This window comes from Hymenobacter aquaticus, from assembly GCF_004765605.1.
Classification (GTDB): domain Bacteria; phylum Bacteroidota; class Bacteroidia; order Cytophagales; family Hymenobacteraceae; genus Hymenobacter; species Hymenobacter aquaticus.
Genome location: NZ_SRLC01000001.1, coordinates 1278548 through 1301459, shown reverse-complemented (window position 1 = coordinate 1301459; position 22912 = coordinate 1278548). Strand labels below are relative to the sequence as shown.

20 protein-coding genes are annotated in these 22912 nt (G+C 61.6%); 8 read left to right on the top strand and 12 right to left on the bottom strand.

Translation table 11 applies throughout. The features are described from left to right. Positions 1–73: 73 nt before the first annotated feature. Both trhO and E5K00_RS05275 read left to right on the top strand, forming a co-directional pair. Entirely contained in the window at positions 74–1027 is a 954-nt protein-coding gene (trhO, locus tag E5K00_RS05280) for an oxygen-dependent tRNA uridine(34) hydroxylase TrhO (RefSeq protein WP_135462210.1), read from the top strand. A gap of 201 nt (positions 1028–1228) precedes the next feature. Beyond that, on the top strand, positions 1229–2101 hold the full coding sequence (locus E5K00_RS05275; RefSeq protein ID WP_135462209.1) for a nucleoside phosphorylase: 873 nt from the start codon (positions 1229–1231) through the stop codon (positions 2099–2101). Positions 2102–2210: 109 nt separating this feature from the next. Here E5K00_RS05275 and E5K00_RS05270 read toward each other — a convergent pair whose 3' ends face one another. Continuing rightward, positions 2211–2510, bottom strand: a complete 300-nt coding sequence (locus tag E5K00_RS05270; RefSeq protein WP_135462208.1) for a hypothetical protein — start codon at positions 2508–2510, stop codon at positions 2211–2213. A gap of 90 nt (positions 2511–2600) precedes the next feature. After that, on the bottom strand, positions 2601–3614 hold the full coding sequence (locus E5K00_RS05265; protein ID WP_135462207.1) for an acyl-CoA reductase: 1014 nt from the start codon (positions 3612–3614) through the stop codon (positions 2601–2603). Positions 3615–3815: 201 nt separating this feature from the next. Between E5K00_RS05265 and E5K00_RS05260 the strand changes: the two genes are divergently transcribed. Beyond that, on the top strand, positions 3816–4160 hold the full coding sequence (locus E5K00_RS05260; protein ID WP_135462206.1) for a 4Fe-4S dicluster domain-containing protein: 345 nt from the start codon (positions 3816–3818) through the stop codon (positions 4158–4160). 252 nt (positions 4161–4412) lie between these two features. Here E5K00_RS05260 and E5K00_RS05255 read toward each other — a convergent pair whose 3' ends face one another. Next, on the bottom strand, positions 4413–5576 hold the full coding sequence (locus E5K00_RS05255; protein ID WP_135462205.1) for an N-acetyl sugar amidotransferase: 1164 nt from the start codon (positions 5574–5576) through the stop codon (positions 4413–4415). 72 nt (positions 5577–5648) lie between these two features. Further along, positions 5649–6578, bottom strand: a complete 930-nt coding sequence (locus E5K00_RS05250; RefSeq protein ID WP_135462204.1) for a carbon-nitrogen hydrolase family protein — start codon at positions 6576–6578, stop codon at positions 5649–5651. 232 nt (positions 6579–6810) lie between these two features. Between E5K00_RS05250 and E5K00_RS05245 the strand changes: the two genes are divergently transcribed. From E5K00_RS05245 to E5K00_RS05235, 3 genes are all read left to right on the top strand, one after another. Further along, complete coding sequence (locus E5K00_RS05245) at positions 6811–9441, top strand: valine--tRNA ligase (protein WP_135462203.1); 2631 nt, start codon at positions 6811–6813, stop codon at positions 9439–9441. A 327-nt stretch (positions 9442–9768) separates the two neighbouring features. Continuing rightward, positions 9769–12384, top strand: a complete 2616-nt coding sequence (locus E5K00_RS05240) for a TonB-dependent receptor domain-containing protein (RefSeq protein ID WP_135462202.1) — start codon at positions 9769–9771, stop codon at positions 12382–12384. A gap of 334 nt (positions 12385–12718) precedes the next feature. Continuing rightward, positions 12719–13738: a hypothetical protein gene (locus tag E5K00_RS05235; RefSeq protein ID WP_135462201.1), complete on the top strand. Its 1020-nt coding sequence runs from the start codon at positions 12719–12721 to the stop codon at positions 13736–13738. Positions 13739–13810: 72 nt separating this feature from the next. On the opposite strand, the gene E5K00_RS05230 is transcribed toward E5K00_RS05235, so the two are convergent. The 3 genes from E5K00_RS05230 to E5K00_RS05220 all read right to left on the bottom strand — a co-directional run bounded on the left by E5K00_RS05230 (position 13811) and on the right by E5K00_RS05220 (position 16866). Then, entirely contained in the window at positions 13811–14014 is a 204-nt protein-coding gene (locus E5K00_RS05230; protein ID WP_135462200.1) for a hypothetical protein, read from the bottom strand. Between the two features lie 79 nt (positions 14015–14093). Next, positions 14094–15491: a dihydrolipoamide acetyltransferase family protein gene (locus E5K00_RS05225; protein ID WP_135462199.1), complete on the bottom strand. Its 1398-nt coding sequence runs from the start codon at positions 15489–15491 to the stop codon at positions 14094–14096. A gap of 121 nt (positions 15492–15612) precedes the next feature. After that, positions 15613–16866 carry a competence/damage-inducible protein A gene (locus E5K00_RS05220; protein ID WP_135462198.1) on the bottom strand — a complete coding sequence of 418 codons (1254 nt, stop codon included), beginning with the start codon at positions 16864–16866 and terminating at the stop codon, positions 15613–15615. Positions 16867–16966: 100 nt separating this feature from the next. On the opposite strand from E5K00_RS05220, the gene E5K00_RS05215 reads away from it, so the two are divergent. Then, entirely contained in the window at positions 16967–17767 is an 801-nt protein-coding gene (locus E5K00_RS05215) for a DUF4197 domain-containing protein (RefSeq protein WP_135462197.1), read from the top strand. Between the two features lie 157 nt (positions 17768–17924). After that, positions 17925–18692, top strand: a complete 768-nt coding sequence (locus tag E5K00_RS05210) for a DUF4197 domain-containing protein (protein WP_135462196.1) — start codon at positions 17925–17927, stop codon at positions 18690–18692. Between the two features lie 148 nt (positions 18693–18840). Here the strand turns inward: E5K00_RS05210 and E5K00_RS05205 are convergent, their stop codons facing one another. From E5K00_RS05205 to E5K00_RS05185, 5 genes are all read right to left on the bottom strand, one after another. After that, positions 18841–19197, bottom strand: coding sequence for a hypothetical protein (locus E5K00_RS05205; RefSeq protein WP_135462195.1), 357 nt, complete (start codon positions 19195–19197; stop codon positions 18841–18843). A 136-nt stretch (positions 19198–19333) separates the two neighbouring features. After that, positions 19334–19909, bottom strand: a complete 576-nt coding sequence (locus E5K00_RS05200) for a Uma2 family endonuclease (RefSeq protein WP_135462194.1) — start codon at positions 19907–19909, stop codon at positions 19334–19336. A gap of 62 nt (positions 19910–19971) precedes the next feature. Further along, a complete protein-coding gene (locus E5K00_RS05195) occupies positions 19972–20604 on the bottom strand; it encodes an ABC transporter ATP-binding protein (RefSeq protein ID WP_135462193.1) in 633 nt (210 codons plus the stop codon). Further along, on the bottom strand, positions 20594–21391 hold the full coding sequence (gene lpxA / locus E5K00_RS05190) for an acyl-ACP--UDP-N-acetylglucosamine O-acyltransferase (RefSeq protein ID WP_135462192.1): 798 nt from the start codon (positions 21389–21391) through the stop codon (positions 20594–20596). The genes E5K00_RS05195 and lpxA overlap by 11 nt, the downstream gene beginning before the upstream one ends. Before the next feature lie 112 nt (positions 21392–21503). Beyond that, positions 21504–22898, bottom strand: a complete 1395-nt coding sequence (locus tag E5K00_RS05185; protein WP_135462191.1) for a bifunctional UDP-3-O-[3-hydroxymyristoyl] N-acetylglucosamine deacetylase/3-hydroxyacyl-ACP dehydratase — start codon at positions 22896–22898, stop codon at positions 21504–21506. Positions 22899–22912: the final 14 nt, after the last annotated feature.

Here is a 22912-nt window from a genome sequence, read left to right as displayed (position 1 = left end):
GGGCCCGCTGGGCCGTTTTACGATTCCTGGCCAGCAATTCATAATTCAGAATTCATCATTCAGAATTAAAAAAATGGATTACCGCGTTTTACTCTACTACTGCTACGCGCCCATCGACGACCCGGTGGCGTTTCGCGACGAGCATCACCGCATATGTCTGCGCCTGAACCTGTTGGGCCGCATCATCGTGGCGCACGAGGGCCTGAACGGTACCGTCTCGGGCCTGGCGGCCGACTGCCAGGAGTACATGCGCCTGGTGAAGGCCGACCCGCGCTTCGCAGCCCTGGAGTTTAAGGTGGATGAGGCCGCCGAACACGCGTTTCAGAAGCTGCATGTGCGCGTGAAGCCCGAAATCGTGCACAGCAGCCTGCACCACGTGCGGCCCCACGAGAAAACCGGCCAGCACCTTTCGCCCCAGGAGTTCAAGGAGTTGAAGGACCGCGACGACGTGGTGATTGTGGATGTGCGCTCCGACTACGAGTACAACGTGGGCCGCTTCAAGAATGCCGTAACGCTCGACATCGAGAACTTCCGCGACTTTCCCGACCGGGTCGAGCGGCTCAAGGAGTTCAAGGACAAGAAAATCCTGACCTACTGCACCGGCGGCGTGAAGTGCGAAAAAGCCAGTGCCTATTTGCTGGAGCAGGGTTTCGAAAACGTGTATCAGCTCCACGGCGGCATCATCAAGTACGGCATCGAAGCCGGCGGCGAGGACTTCGACGGCAAGTGCTACGTGTTCGACAACCGCGTGACGGTGGACGTGAACCGCGTAAATCCCACCGTTATTGCCCAGTGCCACCACTGCGCCACGCCTTCCGACCGGATGATTAACTGCGCCAACCCGCACTGCAACGCCCACGTGGCTTTGTGCGAAACCTGCGGCCAGCAGCTCGACGGCGCCTGCTCCCCGGCCTGCCAGGAGCACCCCGACAAGCGCCCCTACGACGGTACCGGTACCTACCCCAAGCTCAGCAACAACTATAATCCCGAGCAGGGCCTGCTATCCTACCGGCCGCCGGGCGCGTAGAAAGCCGTATTACTTTTCCTGGCTGTCATCCTGAGCCTGCGAAGGACCTTATCACGTTTGATGTAGCGTGTCAACGGCCAGTTCTGCCGTGGTAAGGTCCTTCGCAGGCTCAGGATGACAGTCGTTTTTGATGCGGCGGTCAAATATGTCCGGCCGCCCCGCTCACTCAACTCTCAACATTCACCATCCAACATTCCCACCATGCCTATTCCCGAATCGGAGCTGATCATCAACCGCGACGGCAGCATCTACCACCTGAACCTGCTGCCCGACCACATTTCCGATACCATCATCACCGTGGGCGACCCCGAGCGGGTGCCGCTGGTGAGCCAGCATTTCGATTCCATCGAAACCCAGATTCACAAGCGGGAATTCGTGACCCACGTGGGCTACTACAAGGGCAAGCGCCTGACGGTTATTTCCACGGGCATGGGCACCGACAACATCGACATTCTCATCAATGAGCTGGATGCCCTGGTCAACATCGACTTCGTGACCCGTGAGGCCCGGCCGCTGGAAGAGCGCATCGCCCTGCGCATCGTGCGCGTGGGCACCAGCGGCGCCCTGCAGGCCGATATTCCGATTGGCTCCCACCTCGTGACCGAGCACGCCGTGGGCCTCGACTCGCTGATGCAATTCTATCCGCTGGTGGAAACCGGCCTGGAAGTGGAAGTGGCCACCGGCATTCAGCAGAGCCTGGATTTGAGCTACCGCCCGTACTGCGTGCGCGGCTCCGACTTGCTGCGCGAGCAGCTGGGGGCCGGCATGGTGGTGGGCAACACGCTCACCTGCCCCGGCTTCTACGGGCCCCAGGGCCGCGTGCTGCGCCTCGACCTGCGCCAGGCCGACCTGATCAGCCGCTTCCAGAACTACCGCTACCAGAGCGCCGAGGGCGAGTTCCGCCTGACCAACTTCGAGATGGAAACGGCCGGCTACTACGCCCTGGGCCGCATGCTGGGCCACGAGGTGGTGTCGTTGAACGCCATTGTGGCCAACCGCGCCACCGGCGAGTTTGCCACCAACGCCGAAGCCACCGTCAACGACCTGATCCTCAAAACCCTGGACCGGGTGTAACAGGCGGTAACCTAGGTTGTCGGCGCATTCCGGCCCGGCAGTCCGACCAACAAAAATCCCCGACTTGGACAGGTCGGGGATTTTCGTTGTTACGGGTACTCGGCACGGCTTAGTAAAAGTCGAAGCCGACGACGGCGCGCAGGGGCAGGGAAGCGCCCGATTTCAGGGTCAGGTATTCCGCGTCGCAGGCCCAGACGGTGGTGTAGAGCCGTTTGGTGGCACCGTCCGCCGTCTGGAAATAGATGTCGACCTTGCCGTGGTAGCCGTTGCCGAGGGTGGTGGCGCGCTCGGCTTCGTAGCGCCGCCATTGCTGCTGCACCGGTAGCGTCAGCACGTCGTGGCTGGGAAACCGCAATGTGCCCAGGGCTTCTTTTTCCACCATCTCCGGCACCTGTGTCAGCGTCTGCATAACGAGGTAAGTTGTTGGTAACTACCCTGGTAATTTGCAGAAAAACTGTGAGTAATTCAATGGCAGTGCGCCGCTGGCTGGTGCGGGCGGCTAGCCGATTTCCGCCAGGAAAGCCATAGTGTCGATGCCGTCGGCGTAGTCCGTGACCTTCGGCGACTGGGCTTGGCCGAAGGCGAAGCTGCCCGCGTAGCGCGCCCCGTCCGAGACGATGCACTGGATCTGCTCGGCCACGTCGGTGAGCTGATCCACCAAATCGACTTCGCTGCCGTAGGTGCCGTAGTGCAGCACCGAAATGGGCGACACCAGCGGGCCGGCCTCGTTCAGCAGCAGAAAGCCGTTGTCGTAGTGCGGCACGTTATTCACCAGCAGAATGCTCTTGTTGTAGTCGTAGTTGTTTTGGTAGCGGTTGTGGCGCAGCACGGTTTCCCAGGGTTGCAGGGCGTCGAGCAGGGGTGTGAAGGAGTAGCCCTCGGGCACGTAGAGCTTGCTCACGTTGCGGCAGCCCAGGCCGTAGTACTGGAAAATGTCGCGCCCCAGGGCCGCCAGCGTTTCGGCCGACTCCTCGCCCGTGAGAATGGCCAGGCTGGTGCGGTTGCGCCGGATCAGGTTGGGCTTCTTGCTGAAGTAGTACTCGAAGTAGCGGGCCGTGTTGTTGGAGCCGGTGGCAATAAAGGCGTCGGCCTCGTTGAGGCGCTCCACGAAGGAAATCCGCTCGGCAAAGCGCGGCTCGATGGTTATCAGCTCCTGGGCCACCCAGTTCATCAGAATCTTGTCTTCGCTGCTGGGCTTGGCCAGCAAATAATGCCCGCTAATGAGCACGCACAGCAAATCGTGAAAGCCCACCAGCGGAATGTTGCCGGCCATGACCACGCCCACGCGGCGCGGGTGCGGCGGCTCGGCGGGGTAGCGGCCGGCCCAGGTGCGCAGCGTGTCTTCTTCCAGCAGATGAGCCACGCCCAGCAGGGCGGCATGCACGTTGGGTTCGTCAAACCAGTTGTTGGCGTTGCGGGCGCGCCCGACCAGGGCAGCCAGCTCATCGGCGGAAAGGTGGTGCAGGCGCAGGCCCAGGGCGACAAAAGCGGCCAGACGTTCGGAATGATTCATAGGGGAGAAGCAGGGAAAAAGACGGGGCAAGAGCCCGCGTAAAGATACGGCCGCCGGGGCCGCGGAGCGGAATAGCTAAAAAACTCGCAAGAGTACGGGTTAGTTTCTACTTTTGCGTGCCCCAACGAAGTACTGCCCGCGTCTTTTTTGCGTATAGCAGGTACGTTTTTTAGCATCCACTCAACCCCGAGGACCCCGGCTATGGCCATCATGATAACCGACGAGTGCATCAACTGTGGTGCCTGCGAACCCGAATGCCCTAACACTGCTATTTACGAAGGGGGCGCCCAGTGGCGCTGGGCCGATGGCACCACCCTGAAGGAAGTGCAGGTCGACGGCGGCGCGGTCGTGTCCGGCACGGCCCCCCAGACCCCCGTCTCCGACGAGTACTACTACATCGTGTCCGACAAGTGCACCGAGTGCGTGGGCTTCCACGAGGAGCCCCAGTGCGCCGCCGTCTGCCCCGTCGACTGCTGCGTGGACGACCCCGACTACCGCGAAAGCCAGGAGAAGCTCATCAGCAAGAAAGAGTGGCTGCACGCGTAGCGGTGAGATGGTGAAGTTGTGAAATGGTGAGTTGTCGCCCTGATAAGCTTATTCGTTAGCTCATGGTCTCCAACTCACCCTGATTTCTCCGCTAAAAAGCCCTTTCTCGTACCAACGGGAAAGGGCTTTTTGGTATAAAGTCGGGGTGTGCTGTGCAGATGGATAAGTTTCTCTGTCGTTGGAGTTCTTCGTCGTGCTTCCTGGCCAGAGTAGAACGACAACTCACCATCTCACCACTTCACCAAATCACCGTTACGTGCCGCAGTTGAAGTACTTGTCGTAGGCCGACTCCGGAATCAGGTTCAGGCGGCTGAGGACCTGGATGGGCCAGCGCAGGCGGCGGATGAGGCGGTAGTTGTTGGGGTAGTCGTGGAAGGTGCGGGGCGGGGCGGCCACAATTTGGTCGAACTCCTGGCGGGTGAGGCCCAGGCGCTTGATGCACAGCTCAATCACGCGCGCGTCTTCGATGGAGTTGATCTGGCTGGTGCGGTGCAAAGCCACTTCCCGGCTCATCTGCCCCGAGCGGATCAGGGCGGAGTAGTTGAACAGGCGCCGGTCGATGTTGAACTTGGTGCGGTTCAGGTAGTAAATCACGCTCTGGTACAAGTCGTCGAAGTAGTGCGCGCCGGGGTTTTGCCAGGCCAGCTCCCGGGCCAGCAGCTCATCCACCTCGCTGCGCACGTAGTCGACGTGGTAGAGCAGGGTCACGGTCTTGATGCGGCGCACGAAGGCGTAGTAAAACATTTCCTTCAGGCCCAGATTAAAGCCCGGGTCGTTGGGCGTCCAGGGCCGCAGCGGTACCGAGCCAAATTGCTGGTGCACGGCCTTCAGGTACTTGCCATCCAGATAGTTCCACGACAGCGGCGCAATGCCCTCGGTGCGAAACGACTGCCCGATGATGATGCGCTGAATACCTTCCTTGGCCGCCACTCCGTAGAGGGCCGTGGCAATGCCCACGTCGGTGCCTTCCTCCATGTCGGGCACGGAGGCTTTCAGAAAGGCAATTTTCAGGTCTTTGGATTCGCGCCAGTCGGAGGTGATGGTGCGCAGCTCCACGCCCAGCGTGCGGCAGGCCTTGAGCATGTTTTCCCCCGCCACGGGGTTGCCGAAACCGTCGTTGAAGTGCACCGCCAACGGGCGCAGCCCCAGCTGCGTGACGCAGTACCAGAGCGTAAACGAACTGTCGCGCCCCCCGCTTACGCCCAGCACGCAGTCGTACTTGCGGCCCCGGCCCCGGCGCTTGATGTCGGCGGCCAGCTCCTGCACTTTCCGCCGGCCGTCCTCGCCCAGCGGGAAGGCCTGGTCCATCGTGTCGTGCAGGGCGCAGAAGTTGCATTCGCCCTGCGCCCCAAACTGGATACCGGGCACCGTCGTGTCCATGATACAGCGCGTGCAGCACTGGTAGCCAGGCGTCATAGCAACAGGGAAAGGTCGGGCAATAGGAGCGGAAGAAAACAGAGTACCAGCCAAGCGCGGAATAGTTTTGATTTAGACGGGTAATTCGTCGAAGCGGTAGCCTTTGCGGCGCAGCATCTCGCCGATGGCCGTGCCCTGCTCGGCCCGGACGGGCCGGGGAATGTCGGCCACCACCAGCTGGCCCGCGAATTCGTTGAAGGCGCCCTGGGCTCGCACGCCCGAGGCATCGACGGCCAACGAGCAGCCGATGCTCTTTTTCCCTTCGTAGGGGCCGCCCACGATGTAGCCCACCGAGGTAGTGCTGAGCACCGCTACGTTGTAGAGCCGGGCCAGAATGGAAAAGGGCTTCACCCACTTTTCCCGGTAGGGGTCATTTTCCTCCGTAATGGAGAAATCCACGGTCCAGGATGCCGGGGCCAGGATAAACTCGGCGCCCATGCGGGCCAGGGTATGGCCGATGGAGAGGCCGTCGAGGTAATTGTCGGCGCACACGTTGACACCGATTTTGCCCAGCGGCGTATCCACCACGTTCAGCGTCTGGCCCACCGCGTAAAACGGCTGCTCGACGGTCAGGAGGTTGATTTTGTGGTATTTGGTCAGGATTTCGCCCTGGGCGCTGATCAGGATGGCCGCGTTGTAGTTGCGGCCGTGCAGCCGCTCGGTCAGGCCGGCGCACACCATGATGTTGTGGCGCAGGGCCTCCTGGCAGAGCAGGTCGCTGAACGCGCCGGGAATGGGCTGGGCTTCCTGCAAGGCGCTGGGGTGGGTCCAGGCAAAGTCCAGGGTTTCGGGCAGCAGCACCAGGTCGCAGCCCTGGCGGGCGGCTTCGGCTATCATCTGGGCGGCCCGCTCCAGGTTGCGCCCGGGCTCGCCGCCTTCCACCAGCAGCTGGCCCAGCCCGAAGCGAATGGTCGTAGTGGCCGGGGCCGCCGTGGGCGCCGGAGCGGAAGCCGAGGGGGCTTCCGGCTTCGATTTTTTACGAAAAGAGAACAGCGAAGCCATAGGGGCACAAAAGCAGCGGAGAAAAATTCCCAGAAGGTACCAAAATCCGGTTAAACCCTTGCGGAGATTTTTAGTCAGCCTCAAAGGTACCTGGATTCTCCTATATAGAATATTAAAAATGCGTTAATGCCGGGGTAAGCCGGGCCGCGGAACCCGAGCAGCGGGCTGATTTCCGGCCCCGCGCCGAATTGCCTACTTTTGCCCGTATTCCGAACCGCTATTCCCCTTGTCGATGTCCATCGCCAAAACCTATACCCCCGCCGACGTTGAAGCCAAATGGTACCAGCGCTGGCAGGAGCAGGGCTTTTTCAAAGCCAAACCCAACCCGCGCAAGCCCGCTTACTCGGTCGTGATTCCGCCGCCCAACGTGACGGGCGTGCTGCACATGGGCCACATGCTCAACAATACCATTCAGGACGTGCTGGTGCGCCGGGCCCGGATGCAGGGCAAGGAAGCCTGCTGGGTGCCCGGCACCGACCACGCCTCCATTGCCACCGAAGCTAAGGTAGTGGCCCTGCTCAAGGAAAAAGGCATCGAGAAGCGCGACCTGAGCCGGGAAGAATTCCTGACCCACGCCTGGGACTGGAAGGAAAAGTACGGCGGCATCATTCTGGAGCAGCTCAAGAAGCTGGGCGCCAGCTGCGACTGGGACCGGACGCGCTTCACGATGGAGCCCGAGCTGACCGAGGCCGTGCTGCGCGTGTTCGTGGACCTCTACCAGAAAGGCCAGATCTACCGCGGCATCCGGATGGTGAACTGGGACCCGCAGGGCCGCACGGCTATCAGCGACGAGGAAGTTATTGCCAAGGACACCGTGGCCAAGATGTACTACCTCAAATATGCGGTGGTAGGGCAGGAGGGCCAGTTTATCACCGTGGCCACCTCGCGGCCCGAGACGATTATGGCCGACGTGGCCGTGGCCGTGAACCCCAACGACGAGCGGTACCAGCATTTGCACGGGCAGAAAGTGCGCATCCCGCTGCTGGGCCGCGAAATTCCGGTTATCCTGGACGAGTACGTGGCTATGGACTTCGGCACCGGCGGCCTGAAGGTGACGCCCGCCCACGATTTGAACGACTACGAGCTGGGCGTCAAGCACAACCTGCCCGTTATCGACATTCTGAACGACGACGGCACGCTCAACGAGAAAGCCCAGCTCTACGTGGGGCAGGACCGGTTTGCCGTGCGCAAGCAGATTGCCAAGGACTTGCAGGAAGCTGGCTTGCTCGACAAGATTGAGGACTACAACAGCGTACTCCAAACCTCGGAGCGGACCGGGGCCGTCATCGAGCCCAAGCTCAGCCTGCAATGGTTCTGCAAGATGGACCACATGGCCAAAAAGGCCCTGGAAGTAGTTGAAAACGACGAAATCAAGCTGCACCCGCCCAAGTTCAAGAACATGTACCGGGTGTGGATGGAGAACGTGCGCGACTGGTGCATCTCGCGGCAGCTGTGGTGGGGTCAGCGGATTCCGGCCTACTACCTGCCTGACGGCTCGTTTGTAGTAGCCCTGAACGAGGAGCAGGCCCTGGAGCAGGCCCGGGAGCAGAGTGGCAACGCGGATTTGCAGCTCGCGGATTTGCGCCAGGACGAGGACGTGCTGGATACCTGGTTTTCGTCGTGGCTGTGGCCGATTTCGGTGTTCGACGGGTTCAAGGACCCCGACAACGCCGACATCAACTACTTCTACCCCACCGACGACCTGGTAACGGCCCCCGAAATCCTGTTTTTCTGGGTGGCCCGCATGATTATGGCCGGCCTCGAGTACCGCAAGGAAGTGCCCTTCCGCAACGTGTACCTCACCGGCATCGTGCGCGACGCCCAGGGCCGCAAGATGAGCAAGAGCCTGGGCAACTCGCCCGACCCGCTGGACCTCATTGCCGACTACGGCGCCGACGGTGTGCGGACCGGCATGCTGTTCTCGTCGCCGGCCGGCAACGATTTGCTCTTCGACATCAAGCTCGTGGAGCAGGGCCGCAACTTCACCAACAAGCTCTGGAACGCCTTCCGCCTGACTCAGGGCTGGGAAGTAAACGCCGAGCTGCCCTTCGCTTCGGCTAAAGCGGTGGAGTGGTTCGGGGCCAAGCTGCAAACCACCGTGGCCGAGCTGGACGAGCACTTCGCCAAGTTCCGGATGAGCGACGCGCTGATGACGGTGTACAAGCTGGTGTGGGACGACTTCTGCTCGGTGTACCTGGAAATGGTGAAGCCCGCTTACCAGGCCCCAATTGACGCCGAAACGCTGAAGCACACCGTGGGCTACCTCGAAACCCTGCTCAAGCTGCTGCACCCCTTCATGCCCTTCATTACCGAGGAAATCTGGCACGAGCTGAAGGAGCGGGGCCCCAAGGAGTACCTCTGTGTAGCGCCCTGGCCCAAGCTGGCCCCCGTGGCCGGCAGCGCCGAACTGCTCAGCCGCATGGACAAGGCCCTGGACATCGTGGCCGGGGTGCGCAACATCCGCAACCAGAAAGGCCTGGGTCCCAACAAGCCCCTGACTCTGGCTGCCAAAACCGACGACGCCCAACTCCTGCACGACTACGACGGCATCATCCGCAAGCTGGCCGCCCTGACGGAGGTGAGCCTGGTGCCGGAAGCGCCGACGGCTTCGGTGGGCTTCGTCTCGGGTGGAGCCGAGTTCTTCGTGCCCCTGGAAGGCCAGATTGACCTGGGCGCCGAAAAGGCCCGGCTGGAAAAAGAGTTGGAGTACACCCGCGGCTTCCGCGACACGGTGCTTAAAAAGCTCAGCAACGAGAAATTCGTGCAGAACGCCAAGCCCGACGTGCTGGAGCGCGAGCGGCAGAAGCAGGCCGACGCCGAGTCGAAAATTGCCGCCCTGGAGCAAAGCCTGGCGGCGCTGTAAGCCAGTATAGTTTCGACCAACAAAAAGGCCAGCTGTTCCGCAGCTGGCCTTTTTGTTGGTCGTTGCGGCGGCGTGAGCCTTGGGAGCACCTGGCTTTTTTCGGCTTGGGTAGCTCTTCGCCGACTATTTTCTCCCTGGTGTGCCACCCCGCGGGCAAAACCGTGTCTGTGCCTCTCGGGCGCAACCAGCAGATGCTTTACCGGTCTGCGGGGGGAGAACCGGCCGGTCCGTCGATTTGACTTGGGGGCCTTTCCCGCCCGCGGTAAGTTCGTGCTACCAACCGCCTACTCTCTCAGCCCCGCACCGGGTTGCCCTCGATTAACGTTCATGAAAAAGATTGTCCTCGTTCTGATTTTAACCACCGCCGGCCGCCTGGCCTGGGCCCAAATGCCGCAGGGTGAGCGGCCCGCCGGCGCTACCCGCCCCGCCGGCAGCATGGCCCGCCCCGGCGGAGCACCCGGACAAGGCCCTCAGGGTGCCCCGCAGGCCCCGGCCGGCACCGGCCGCGTTACCGGTACCATCACCGACGCCGCGTCGAAAGAGCCCGTATCCTACGCCACGGTGGTGCTGCTGAACCCGGCCACCGGCAAGGCCGTGGACGGCACCTCGGCCGACGACAAGGGTAAGTTCTCGATTCCGCGGGTGCCGGCCGGTACCTACACCGTGCAGATCAGCTTTATCGGCTACAAAAACCTGGAAAAGCCCGGCGTCGTGATTACCGAGGATGGCAACACGGTGGCCCTGGGCACGGTTACACTGGAATCGTCGGTGCAGAAGCTGGCCGAAGTAGTGGTGGAAGGCCAGCGCAGCCTGATAGAGGAGAAGGTAGACCGGACCGTGTACAACGCCGAAAAGGACGAAACCACCCGCGGCGGCGACGCCACCGACGTGCTCAAGCGCGTGCCCATGCTCTCGGTTGACCTCGACGGCAACGTGAGTCTGCGGGGCTCCTCCAACATCAAGGTGCTGATCAACAACCGGCCCAGCACGATTTCGGCCAGCAGCATTGCCGACGCCCTGAAGCAGATTCCGGCCGACCAGATCAAGAGCGTGGAAGTCATTACCTCGCCCTCGGCCAAGTACGACGCCGAAGGCTCGGGCGGCATCATCAACATCGTCACCAAGCAAAACAACCTGCAGGGCTTCACCCTGGACTTGCGCAGCAGCGCCGGCCTGCGCGGCTCCGACCTGGGCCTGAACGCCACCTACCGGGTGGGCAAAATGGGCTTTTCGCTGGGCGGCGGCGGCCGGGCCATGTACAACACCCCCGGCAGCTTCACCAACGAGCAAACCACCTACCGCCTGCTAGGCTCCGACCTGAGTTCCCGCAGCCTGCGCAGCCGTACCCTGCAAACGGCCGACACGCGCACCAACAACCTGTTTGGGCGCTACTCCCTGGGCTGGGACTACGACATCAACAAGTACAATTTCCTCTCGGCCTCGGTGCAGCTGGGTTTGCGCAACGGCACCAGCTACCAGGATGGGCTGGCCACTACCACCGAGTTTTTCGACGGTACCACGCCCGCTACCCGCTCCCTGCGCGATGTGAAGGTGCTCGACAACTCCAACACGCTCGACGCCACGCTCAACTACACCCACACCTTCGCGACGCCCCAGCGCGAGTTTAGCCTGCTGACCCAGTACAGCCGCAATACCCGCAATAACGACTTTAGCAACTACATTCTCACCGGTGAAGGCGCCGGCAGCACCCGCAACAACCAGAACGACAGCTACAACGAGGAAGTAACCGTGCAGGCCGACTACCAGACGCCGGTCGGGAAAAACCAGCTGGTGGAGCTGGGCGGCAAGGACATCATGCGCCGCGTCAACAGCGACTACACGACCCTGCTCAACGGGCAGCCCGCGGCGGGCCTCAACCTGAGCAACGTCTTTACCTACCGCCAAAACGTGGCCGCCGGCTACGCGTCCTACACGCTGGGCTTTCTGAAAAGCTACACCCTTAAAGCCGGAGCCCGCTACGAGTACACCACCATCGACGCCGACTTCCGGACCGACAAGGCCCCCTCAATTCCGTCCTACGGGGTGCTGGTGCCCAGCGTGAACCTCTCGCGCAAGCTGGCCAGCGGCAACACGCTGAAAGCAGCCTACAACCGCCGGATTCAGCGCCCCTCGCTGCAGTTTCTGAACCCCAACACGCAGTCGGCCAACCCGCTCAACATCATCGTGGGCAACCCTACGCTCGAGCCCGAATACACCAACAACTACGAGCTGAGCTACAACACCTTCGTCAAGCAGACTTCGCTGAACTTCTCCACTTTCGTGCGCAACACCACCGGCTCGATTCAGCCCGTGCGCACGCCCCTGGAAGGCGGTATCATTCAAACCAGCTACGCCAACATCGGCACCGAAAACGCCTACGGCGGCAGCCTGTTTGCCAACGTGAACCTCAACAACAAGCTGACCCTGGGCGGCGGCGCCGACGTGTACTACGCCACGCTCGACAACAACGTGTCGGACCCGCTGTACGCGGCCAGCAACCAGGGCTGGGTGGCCAGTGGCCGCCTGATGGGGAGCTACAACTTCAGCAAGGGCTGGGGCCTGCAAGCCTTTAGTTTCTACCGCGGCCGACAGGTGCAGCTGCAAGGCTCCCAGGGCGGCTTCGGGGTGTACAGCCTGGGCGTGAAAAAGGACTTCAACGAGAAGAAAGGCAGCATCGGCTTCGGAGCCGACAACTTCTTCACGCCCAGCAACAAGGTGCGCAGCCAAATTTCCTCGGCCACCCTCGACCAGAACAGCCTGAACGTGTTTCACCGCACTGGCCTGCGCGTGAACCTGAGCTACCGCATCGGCAAGATGAGCATGGCCCCGGCGCGCCGCAAGAAGTCGGTGAGCAACGACGACCTCAAGGACGGCGGCGGCAGCGACGGGGGCAACGGCGCCGGCGCGACGCCCGCCCAGGGCCCCAGCGGCGGCCGGCCCTAAGCCCGGCTGCCCAGCATAAGTAGGCGCAAGGCCCGGTCTTTCCCAAGACCGGGCCTTGCCGCGTTAAAGAGCGGCGCGCAAGAGGGCCGGGGCGGGGTAGTAGGGGGGCATGCCCACGGGGGTGGTCGGGACCAATGCGGCGGTAGTACTGCTAATCCGCCCGTTGGTGTACTATTCTTTCGGAGCCCGGGGCGGCCGGATAGTTTTGGTTCAACCAAGCAGGAGTAGGGTAGTCCCGAAGCAATTTCGCCTCTGCTGAGCTGCTGCCGTGCCCCGTTTGGTTGCCTGTCTGCCGTGTCGTTTCATCTCTCTTACTCACTAGCGCTTACCCTTTATGAACAAATCAGTTCCCGCGTATCTCTTTCTGGTAGGCCTTAGCCTGAGTGCCTGCAGCGACAAGAACCTGCAAGCCCCCACCGACCAGTCCCTGGCCTCGCATCAAGCCAATGCCGCCGTGCTCAGCAGTGGCGAGGACGCATTCGACTACCCCTTCTCGCCCGATCAGTACGTGGGCAAGAAGATTCAGATTGAAACGCCGGCCGACAGCTCGGAGCGGCCGGAGCGCAAGCGCTTCGAGGCCTCCGGCAAGGAAATTCAGGAAGTGAAGCCGGAAGAGCCCGAGGCTGGCTTCACGTCGATGAACTATGCCTACATGAGCTCGTTCGAGAACAGCTTCCTGGCCGATGCCGCCCGGCCCACGACCTACACCTTCGTTAGCTCGGAGAACGTGGGCATGGTTACCCAGACGCAGCCCTCGACCATGCAGGTTGGCTTCGGCACGTACCCGAACTACATCTACGACATTCAGATTGCCAAGGGCGGCTCGTCGAGCGTGTCGGCCAAGCAAGGCTTCCACAAGCTGAACCTCGACCTGAACCGCGGCGCCGGCGGCCGGTATATCTACCTGACGTTCTCCCGCACCCAGGCCGAGTTCAGCGAGTTTAACCAGGATGTCTATCCGTTCTACATGAAGTTCGTGCATCAGCCCGGCTCGATGTATCCTTACAGCCAGGAGCTGATGCCGCTGAACAACATCACGGCCCGGGGCTACCGCACGACCACCATTGGCACGTCGCCCCCCTCGGGTTTCTACGATGCCTTCCAGTTTGTTTCCAACATCACTGGCCCGTATAACCTGAAATACTGGAAAACCGACCTCAACGACGGCGCGGGTGGCCGCTACATCCGGCCCTACAAGTCGCGCGTCGATGGCCGCTACGGCTACCTGAAGGAAGTGGGCGTAGTAGCGGGCAACAGCTCCAACATCTGGCCCCCAAGCGGCTGGATCCGCGACAACCAGGACCTGAACGAAGGCGCTGGCGGCGACTATATCTACTTCTGCTACAAGCGGTAGTATGTAACCCCCAGAAACGAGAAGGGCCCGGTGACAAGCGTCACCGGGCCCTTCTCGTTTCTGGGGGTTGGGTTATTTCGGCGCTTTGGCCGGCAGTGGGGGGTGCGCCGGCGTGCCGTTGGCTTTCATCTGGAGTTGAAACGTGACCTGCTGGCAGTCGGCAAATTTCTGCTCGGCCTGGTGCAGGGCTTCTTCCGTGCGGGTCAGCTTCTGGTACAGAAACAGGATGCAGCCCAAGGACAGAATCAAGGCGGCCAGGAAAAATGTGTTCTTCATAAGCTTGTGAAAATCAAAAAGAAAAGCCCATCAACTTGATGGGCTTGTTCTGGTAAGGGAAAAGGGGAGCCCGACTGCCTTAGATGGCCGTGTTCGGGTCGAACTGCTCCAGGTAATCGGCTACTTTGCGCACGAACATGCCGCCCAGCGAGCCGTCGACCACGCGGTGGTCGTAGCTGTGGCTCAGGAACATGAAGTGGCGCACGCCGATCAAATCACCCTGGGGCGTTTCGATAACGGCGGGCTTCTTCTTGATAGCGCCCACGGCCATGATGGCCACCTGGGGCTGCATGATGATGGGCGTGCCCATCACGTTGCCGAAGGAGCCCACGTTGCTCAGCGTGTAAGTGCCGCCTTCCAGGTCTTCGGGTTTGAGCTTATTGGCCCGGGCCCGCGAGGCCAGGTCGTTCACCTTCTTGCTCAGGCCGTTCAGGTTGAGCTGGTCGGCGTTGTGAATCACGGGCACAATCAGGTTGCCCGAGGGCAGCGCCACGGCCACCCCGATGTTGATGTCGCGCTTCTTGATGATGTAGTCGCCATCAATCGAGACATTAATCATCGGGAAGTCCTGGATAGCGCGGGCCACGGCCTGGATAAAGATGGGCGTGAAGGTCAGGTTCTCGCCCTCGCGCTTCTTGTAGGCGTCCTTGTGCTTGTTGCGCCAGTTCACGATTTCGGTTACGTCGGCTTCGACGAAAGACGTAACGTGGGGCGAAATGCGCTTCGAGTCGACCATGCGCTGGGCAATCATCTTGCGCATGCGGTCCATTTCGATCAGCTCATTGTTGCCGCTCACCGACGGCGCGGGCTTGCTGGCCACGGCTACCGGGGCCGCCGGCGGGGCGGGGGCAGCCACTGGTGCCGGCGCGGCCTGGGGCTGCGCCACTGGGGCCGGGGCCGCAGCGGGTGCCGCGGTAGCGGCCGACGCAGCGGCAACAGGCTTTTTGCCGCCTTCCACGTAGGCCAGAATGTCCTGCTTCGTGACGCGGCCTTCCTTGCCGGTGCCGGGCAGGTATTCCAGATCGGCCATCGAAATGCCTTCCTGGCGGGCAATGCTCAGCACCAGAGGCGAGTAGAAGCGGCCGGGCTGGGCCACAGCCAGGCGCTGGCTGGCCTGCGGGTCGTTGGCCTCGGGCAGGTACGGCACGCTGGTTTCCGCGCCGTTCAGGGAAGGGGCCGGGGCAGCCTGGGGCGCGGCCGGAGCGGCTGCGGGGGCTGCGGCGCCGACGTTGGCAACATCGGTTTCGATAACGGCAATCGGGGCACCGACGGCCACTACCTGGCCTTCCTGCACCAGAATTTCCTGCAATACGCCGGCGTGGATGGCGGGCACTTCGGTATCTACTTTATCCGTTGCCACTTCCAGCACCGATTCGTCCTGCTCGATGGCGTCGCCGACTTGCTTGAGCCATTTCAGGACGGTGCCTTCCATAATGCTTTCGCCCATTTTGGGCATCACCATTTCCACTCGTGCCATGCGGTTGTTGGGTTGTTGGGGGTTGTTGGGTGGGAGATTGAGGCCTCAAAGGTAGCAGAAAGCCGCAAGCTGCCCGCTCCCACGATGAAAGGCCGGCGGCGGCCCGGAAAGAAAGTCTGGGTTAGCGCTGGGGCAGGCTCTGGCGCAGCAGGTTCAGTATGCTGGTGGTGGCGTACTCAATGTTGAGCTGCCGGCCCCGGTTGAAGCTGATTTTGCGGGCCACGGTCTGGTGCTCGTCGGCGTAGGCGAGCCAGAAGGTGCCCACGGGTTTTTCCTCGGTGCCACCGTCGGGGCCGGCTATGCCGCTGGTGGCAAGGGCCACGTCCACGCCCAGGCGCTGACGGGCGCCCTCAGCCATCTGGCGCACCACTTCTTCGCTCACCGCGCCATGTGTAGCCAGGCTTTCGGGTGATACATTTAATTCTTTGATTTTTATATCGTTATGATACGAAATAATGCTGCCTAAAAAGTAGCGGGAGCTGCCGGGTACGCTGGTTAGCTTGTGAGCAATGTAGCCGCCGGTGCAGCTTTCGGCGGTGCCCAGCGTGAGGCCCCGCTCTAGCAGCAGTTGGCCCACGGCCGCTTCGAGTGGCACTTCGCCTTCGGCAAAAATATAGTCGCCGAGCAGGGCGCGCAGCTCGGGCATGCGGGCCTGCATCCGGCCGCGCAGGTCGGGCTGCCCGTCGTCGGAGCCGGTGAGGCGCAGGCGCACGCCGCCCAGGTAGGGCAGGTAGGCCAGCTTCATATTGGCGGGCAAGGCATCTTCCCAGGCGGCAATTGTTGAGGCCAGAAACGACTCGCCCAGGCCCACGGTCTGCACCACGATGTGCTCGATGGGCGGGGTGCGGAAGTGGCGCTTGAGGCGGGGCAGCACCGTGTCGGTCATCATGCGCTTCATTTCGAAGGGCACGCCCGGCATGCTCACGAACACCACGCCCTGCTCCTCGAACCACATGCCGGGCGCGGTGCCCACCACGTTGCGCACCGGCGTGCAGGAGGCGGGCAAGTAGGCCTGCTGCCGGTTTACTTCCAGCATGGGCCGGTTGAAGCGGGCAAAGATGGCCTCCACGTCGCGCAGGGAAGCCTCGTTGAGCACCAGCTCGGTGTGGAAGTAGTCGGTCAGGATGTTCTTGGTCAGGTCGTCCTTGGTGGGGCCCAGGCCGCCGGTAATCAGCACCACCTGGGCGCGGGTGCGGGCCGCGTCGAGGGCCTGCACAATCTCGTCGGCCCGGTCGGAAACGCTGGTAATCTGGCGCACCCGAATGCCGAGCTTGCCAAGCTCCTGACCCATGAAAGCGGAATTGGTGTCGATAACCTGTCCGTAGAGGAGCTCGTCGCCAATGGTGATGATTTCTGCGTCTGGAACGTGGGGCATGGTTGGGAGTTAGGAAGGAGAGGGAATTTGGTGCAATTTGGGGCCAACGCGCATAAGACGCTCACTAAGGGCCTCGGGTTTTTCGCTTTTTTTCTTCTGTATGCCTCCTTTTCGCATTTTCGTTGCTGCGCTGGCAGTAACCGTGGCCGCCACTCAGGGCGCGCAGGCCCAAACCAAAGCCAAAACCACGACCACCAAAAAGACCACCACGGCCAAAAAGACGACGGCCAAAGCGCCGGCCAAAACCACGACCACCAAGACCACGACCAAAGTAACGGTGCCCGTCGTGACGCCCCTGACGCTGCCCGAGGCCACCACCGGCCTGAAGGAAGCCCTGACCCAGAGCATTACCCGGGCCGTGGACATAGCCGGCTCGGCCGAGGGCTTCAATGCCAACGCCGACATCCGGATTCCCTTCCCGCCCGAGGCCGAGCTGGTGTCGACCACGCTGCGGGGCCTGCGCATGGGCGCGCTGGTCGATAAGTTCGAGGTGGTGCTCAACCGCAGCGCCGAAGCCGCCGCTGCCCAGGCCAAGCCCATTTTCCTGGGCGCCATCCAAAACCTGAGCTTCGCCGACGCCATGGCCCTGGTCACGACGCGGGAGCCCGACGCGGCCACGCTCTACCTGCACCAGAACACCGAGCCCCAGCTGGTGGCGGCCCTGAAGCCCATCGTGCAGCAGTCTTTGGAGCAAACCGGCGCCACCAAGCTTTATGCCGAAATGGTAGCCCGCTACAACAAGATTCCGCTGGTCACGCCGGTGAATGCCGACCTGACGGCCTACGCCACCCAGAAAACCTCGGACGGTATTTTCACGCTGATGGCCGCCGAAGAGGGCCGCATCCGGCTGAACGCCGCCGCCCGCGGCTCCGACGTGCTGAAGCGGGTATTCGGCAAATAAGCCCGCCCGGCAAGAATTGAAAAGCCCATTTGGTTAATCAAACCAGGTGGGCTTTTTCGTGCTCGTTCCGAAAAACCAGCATTGCACAAAATTGGTCTGGTTTGTGTTTTACTGGACCAGCCGGCCAGATTGGCCGGGCGTTTCGCTCCTGCGCCCCATGAACAAGAAAAAATCTTTCCTTTTGCTGCTGGCCGTTGCCGGCCTGAACCTGACGGCCTCCGCCCAGGGCTTCGACCTGTCCAAAATCGGCCAGATCCTGACCAAGAAAGTCGGTACCCCTACCACGAAGACCGGCACCACGGGCCAGGGCACGGTCAGCCAGAACGAAGCCGCCATGGGCCTGAAAGAAGCCCTGACGCAGGGTATTTCCAAAGGCGCCGACCAGGCCTCCAGGCAGGATGGCTTCTACCTCAACAAGCTGATCCGGATTCCGTTTCCGCCCGATGCCCAGCGCGTGGCTACGTCGCTGCGGGCAATTGGGCTGGGGGCCCAGGTCGATAAGTTTGAGCTGTCGTTGAACCGGGGGGCCGAGGATGCGGCCCGCAGCGCCAAGCCCATTTTCCTGTCGGCCATCAAGAGCCTCACCTTCAAGGATGTGTGGGGCATCCTGACCGGGGAGAAGGATGCGGCCACCAACTACCTCAAGCGCACCACCACCGCCCAGCTGACCACCGCTTTCAAGCCCATCATTCAGCAGTCGTTGGATAAAGTGAATGCCACGCGCTACTACACCGACCTGACTACGCGCTACAACATGATTCCGCTGGTGAAGCCCGTGCAGACCGACCTCAACCAGTACGCTACCGACAAAGCCATTGGCGGCCTGTTCACCCTCATTGCCCAGGAGGAAGCCAACATCCGGGAAAACCCCGTGGCCCGCACCACCGAGCTGCTGCGCCGCGTATTCGGCGGCAAGCAGGGGTAAGGACCAGTTGCTCGTTGCTGGCTGTCCGTTGTTAGGTTTTACAAACGAAAAAGCCCGCCTGAAGCATTTCAGGCGGGCTTTTTTGCGTGTGAACGGGTAGCTGACGTCTGTTACTGACAACGGACAACTAACAACCAGCAATTACCACTTAATAGTCGTCGTCATCGGAGTAGCGCGAGCCGCGGCTGCTGCGGCTGCTGCCGAACGAATCCTCGTCGTCATCGTCGGCGAAGTCGTCGTCATCATCGAGGCTGGAGAACCCGCCGCTGCCGTCCGGATCTTCGGCGGCTTCGGCAGTGGTGTACTCTTCCTCGGTCATGTTGGCCAGGTCCAGGGCCTCGTCGTGGGAAGAGCCCGTGTCGCGCCACATCAGGTAGTCGGCGTACTTGGCGCCGAGGCGGTCTTCGTCACTGCCGCGGGTTTTGCTGCCCCCGGTTTTGGCGAAGGTATCCAGCTCATCGTCATCGTCGAGGAAGTCGTCGTCGAGGTCGTCGTATTGTTTCATGGCCTTGTGAGGGGCAGTAAAGTGAGAAAAGATGAAGTAGCGTACCAGGCGGGGCCGGCTGCGAAGATACGGGGGAAGCCGCGTTGGGTTAAGTGTTGGAGGGCAAAATAAGTTGCTTCCAGCGCTGGAAATCCACTCAGGCCGGCAAGTCCAGGCGGCGGTAGATTTCGGCCAGGGGCAGTTCTACCCCCACCGCTGGCAGCGGCAAAACGGCGGTAAGCCCCTGATACTCCTGAAACAGCCAACTGCTGCCCGTGCCCCGCGAATACAGCGCCACAGTTACGCGTAGGCTGTCGACCAGCACATAATGTTGTAAGCTCGGAATGCTCTTGTACAGCAAGAATTTACTGTTACGGTCATCCTTCGCCGTCGTTTTCGACAGCACTTCCACCAGCACCCCGGGGTTGAGCAGCGTATCGAGGTGGGCATCGTCGAGGTACTGCTCCGGGCCGCACACCACCGACACATCGGGATAGGTATACAGACCATTGGCGGCCACGTGTACGCGCATATCACTGGGAAATACGCTGCACGAGTCGCCGATACGATTGTCAAGACCAACCAGCATATTTTTCACCAGCAGGTTATGCGCCCGGCTGGCTCCCGACATGGCGAAGATTTCGCCTTGGAAATATTCGTTTTTCGTTTCAGACTCCCGCTCGAAGGCAAGGTATTCGGCGGGCGTGTAGTAGGGTTTGGGCTGGGCTGACATCGGCGTGGCGTTTAGCCAAAAATACGCATCGGCCCCGACAAACGCCGCAGAAAAGTGGCATCTTACCGGGCGGCCTGGGCCCCGAAATCGGTGACGCTGAGCTGGTGCTGGCAGAAGCTGTACTCCTCGGGCACGTTGGAGCTGACGATGACCAGCCGGCCCGCGACGGTGGCCGCCACGTGCTCCAGGTACCAGGTCACGCCGGTGCGGTCGAGGTTGGTGGTGGGCTCGTCGAGCAGCAGCAGGGGCGAGTCAGCGTAGAGGGCCAGGGCCAGCTTGAGGCGCTGCTTCATGCCGCTGGAGAAGTCGCGCACCATCTTGTGGCGCGACTTCTCCAGGTACATCAGCTCAATCAGCCGGGCCGGCGTGGTGCCGGGGCGCAGGGGCTTGAAGCGGGTGTGAAAGTGCAGCAGCTCGGTCAGGGTCAGCTCCTCAATCAGCTCCAGGTAGGGCGCGCAGTAGGCCAGCTGGCGCGGTACGTCCTCCACGGCGACGGGCTGGCCCCGCAGCGAGTAAGCTAAGGTGCCCTCGGTGGGCAGAATCTGGCCGGAAAGCGTGTTGAGCAGGGTACTTTTTCCCGAGCCGTTGGGCCCCAGCACGGCCGTGGCGGTGCCGGGCCGGAAGACGTGGTTCAGGCCCCGGAAAATCCAGTCGCGCGCGAAGCGTTTTCCCAGCCCGTGGGCCTCAATCTGCACCGTTGCCGTTGCGCGAATAGCCCTTGATAACGCCCCGACCCGAGTTGCGCACGAAGTTGACCACCTCGTCGCGCTCGGGCGAGGGCAGCAGCTCCAGCTCAATCTTGTCGAGGGCGTCGTTGTTGTTCAAGCCGCTGAGGAACAGCAGGCGGTAGAGCTGCTGAATCTCGCTGATCTTCTGGTCGGAGAAGCCCCGGCGGCGCAGGCCGATGGAGTTGATGCCGCTGTAGGTGAGCGGCTCCCGGCCGGCCTTCACGAAGGGCGGCACGTCTTTGCGCACCAGCGAACCGCCCGAAATCATGGCGTGGGGGCCTACTTTCACGAACTGGTGCACGGCCGAAGTGCCGCCGATAATGGCATGGTCGCCGATTTCGACGTGGCCGGCCAGCTGCACGCCATTGGCCAGCACGCAGTTGTTGCCAATGATGCAGTCGTGGGCCACGTGCACGTAGGCCATCAGCAGGCAGTTGCTGCCCACTACCGTCTTGAGCCGGTCTACGGTGCCGCGGTTCACCGTCACGCACTCCCGGATAACGGTGTTGTCGCCAATGGTAACGGTGGTTTTCTCGCCGGCAAACTTGAGGTCCTGGGGCATGGCGGCAATCACGGCACCGGGGAAAATCTTGCAGTTTTTGCCAATGCGGGCCCCCGACATAATCGTTACGTTGGGGCCAATCCAGGTGCCTTCCCCGATTTCCACATCCTTGTCGATGGTGGTAAAGGGCTCCACTACCACATTTTGGGCGATTTTGGCTTCGGGGTGAATATAGGCGAGCGGCTGGTTCATTCGTTGAGTAATTAGTAATTAAGAATTAATAATTAAGAATTGTCTCAACGCGGCAGCAGCCGTTTTTCGTCAGAGAATTATTCATTCTTAATTATTAATTACTAATTGAAATTTAGGCTTCCTTTTTGACGATGGCGGCGCTCATTTCAGCCTCCATCACCACTTTGCCATTCACAAAGGCCTGGCCTTTCATCTTGGCAATGCCCCGCTTGATGGGGGATAACAGCTGGCAGCGGAAAATGATGGTGTCGCCGGGCTTCACCATTTTGCGGAAGCGGCAGTTTTCGATGCCCAGGAAGTAGGGCGTGTAGTTTTCCGGGTCGGGCACGGTGTTCAGCACCAGAATGCCGCCGGTCTGGGCCATGGCCTCGACCTGCAAAACACCCGGGAAAACCGGGTTGCCGGGGTAGTGGCCGGTGAAAAACGGCTCATTCACCGTCACGTTCTTGATGCTGGCCACGGTGTTGGCGTCCAGGTGAATCACCTTGTCGATGAGCAGGAACGGGTAGCGGTGGGGCAGCACCTGCATAATCTGGTTGATGTCCATCACCGGCTCCCGGCCCGGGTCGTAGGTGGGCACGGCGGAGGTGTTGGCCTCCATCATCTTCTTCTTGATCTTCTTGGCGAAGGCCACGTTGGCCGCGTGGCCGGGCCGGGCCGCCAGGATCTGACCTTTCAGCGGGCGGCCCACCAGGGCCAGGTCGCCGACCATGTCGAGCAGCTTGTGGCGGGCGGGCTCGTTTTTGTAGCGCAGGTCGACGTTGTTCAGAATGCCTTCCTTCTTGACGGCCACCTTGGGCTTGCCCAGCATGGTCGCCAGCTCGGTCAGCTCCTCGTCGCTCACCACGCGGTCCACGACCACAATGGCATTGCTCAAATCGCCGCCCTTGATGAGGTTGGACTTGTAGAGCGCCTCCAGCTCGTGCAAAAAGCAGAAGGTGCGGGACGACGAAATCTCGGCCGTGAACTGGGTAATATCGGTCAGGGAGGCGTGCTGGGAGCCCAGCACGGGCGAGTTGTAGTCCACCATTACCGTCAGGCGGTAATCGTTCAGGGGCAGGGCGGCAATTTCCACGGCCCGGGCGTTGTCCACGAACCGGATTTCCTCGGGAATCTCGAAGTAGTTGCGCAGCGCGTTCTGCTCCTGCAGGCCCACTTCCATCAAGGACTTGATAAACTCGTAGCTGGAGCCGTCCATGATGGGGGGCTCGGGACCGTCGAGCTGAATCAGCACGTTATCAATCTGCAAGCCTACCAGGGCGGCCAGCGTGTGTTCTACCGTGTTGATGCGGGCCCCGTTCTGCTCGATGGTGGTGCCCCGGGAGAGGTCTACCACGTTGTCCACGTCGGCATCCACGATGGGCTGGCCGGGCATGTCGACGCGCTGAAACTTGTAGCCGTGGTTGACCGGGGCTGGGCAAAACGTCATGTTGGCCGAAACGCCGGTATGCAGGCCAATGCCGCTCACGGTCACGGGCGCCTTAATGGTATGTTGCTTGTCGTTCATTAGTCGAGTTGTCG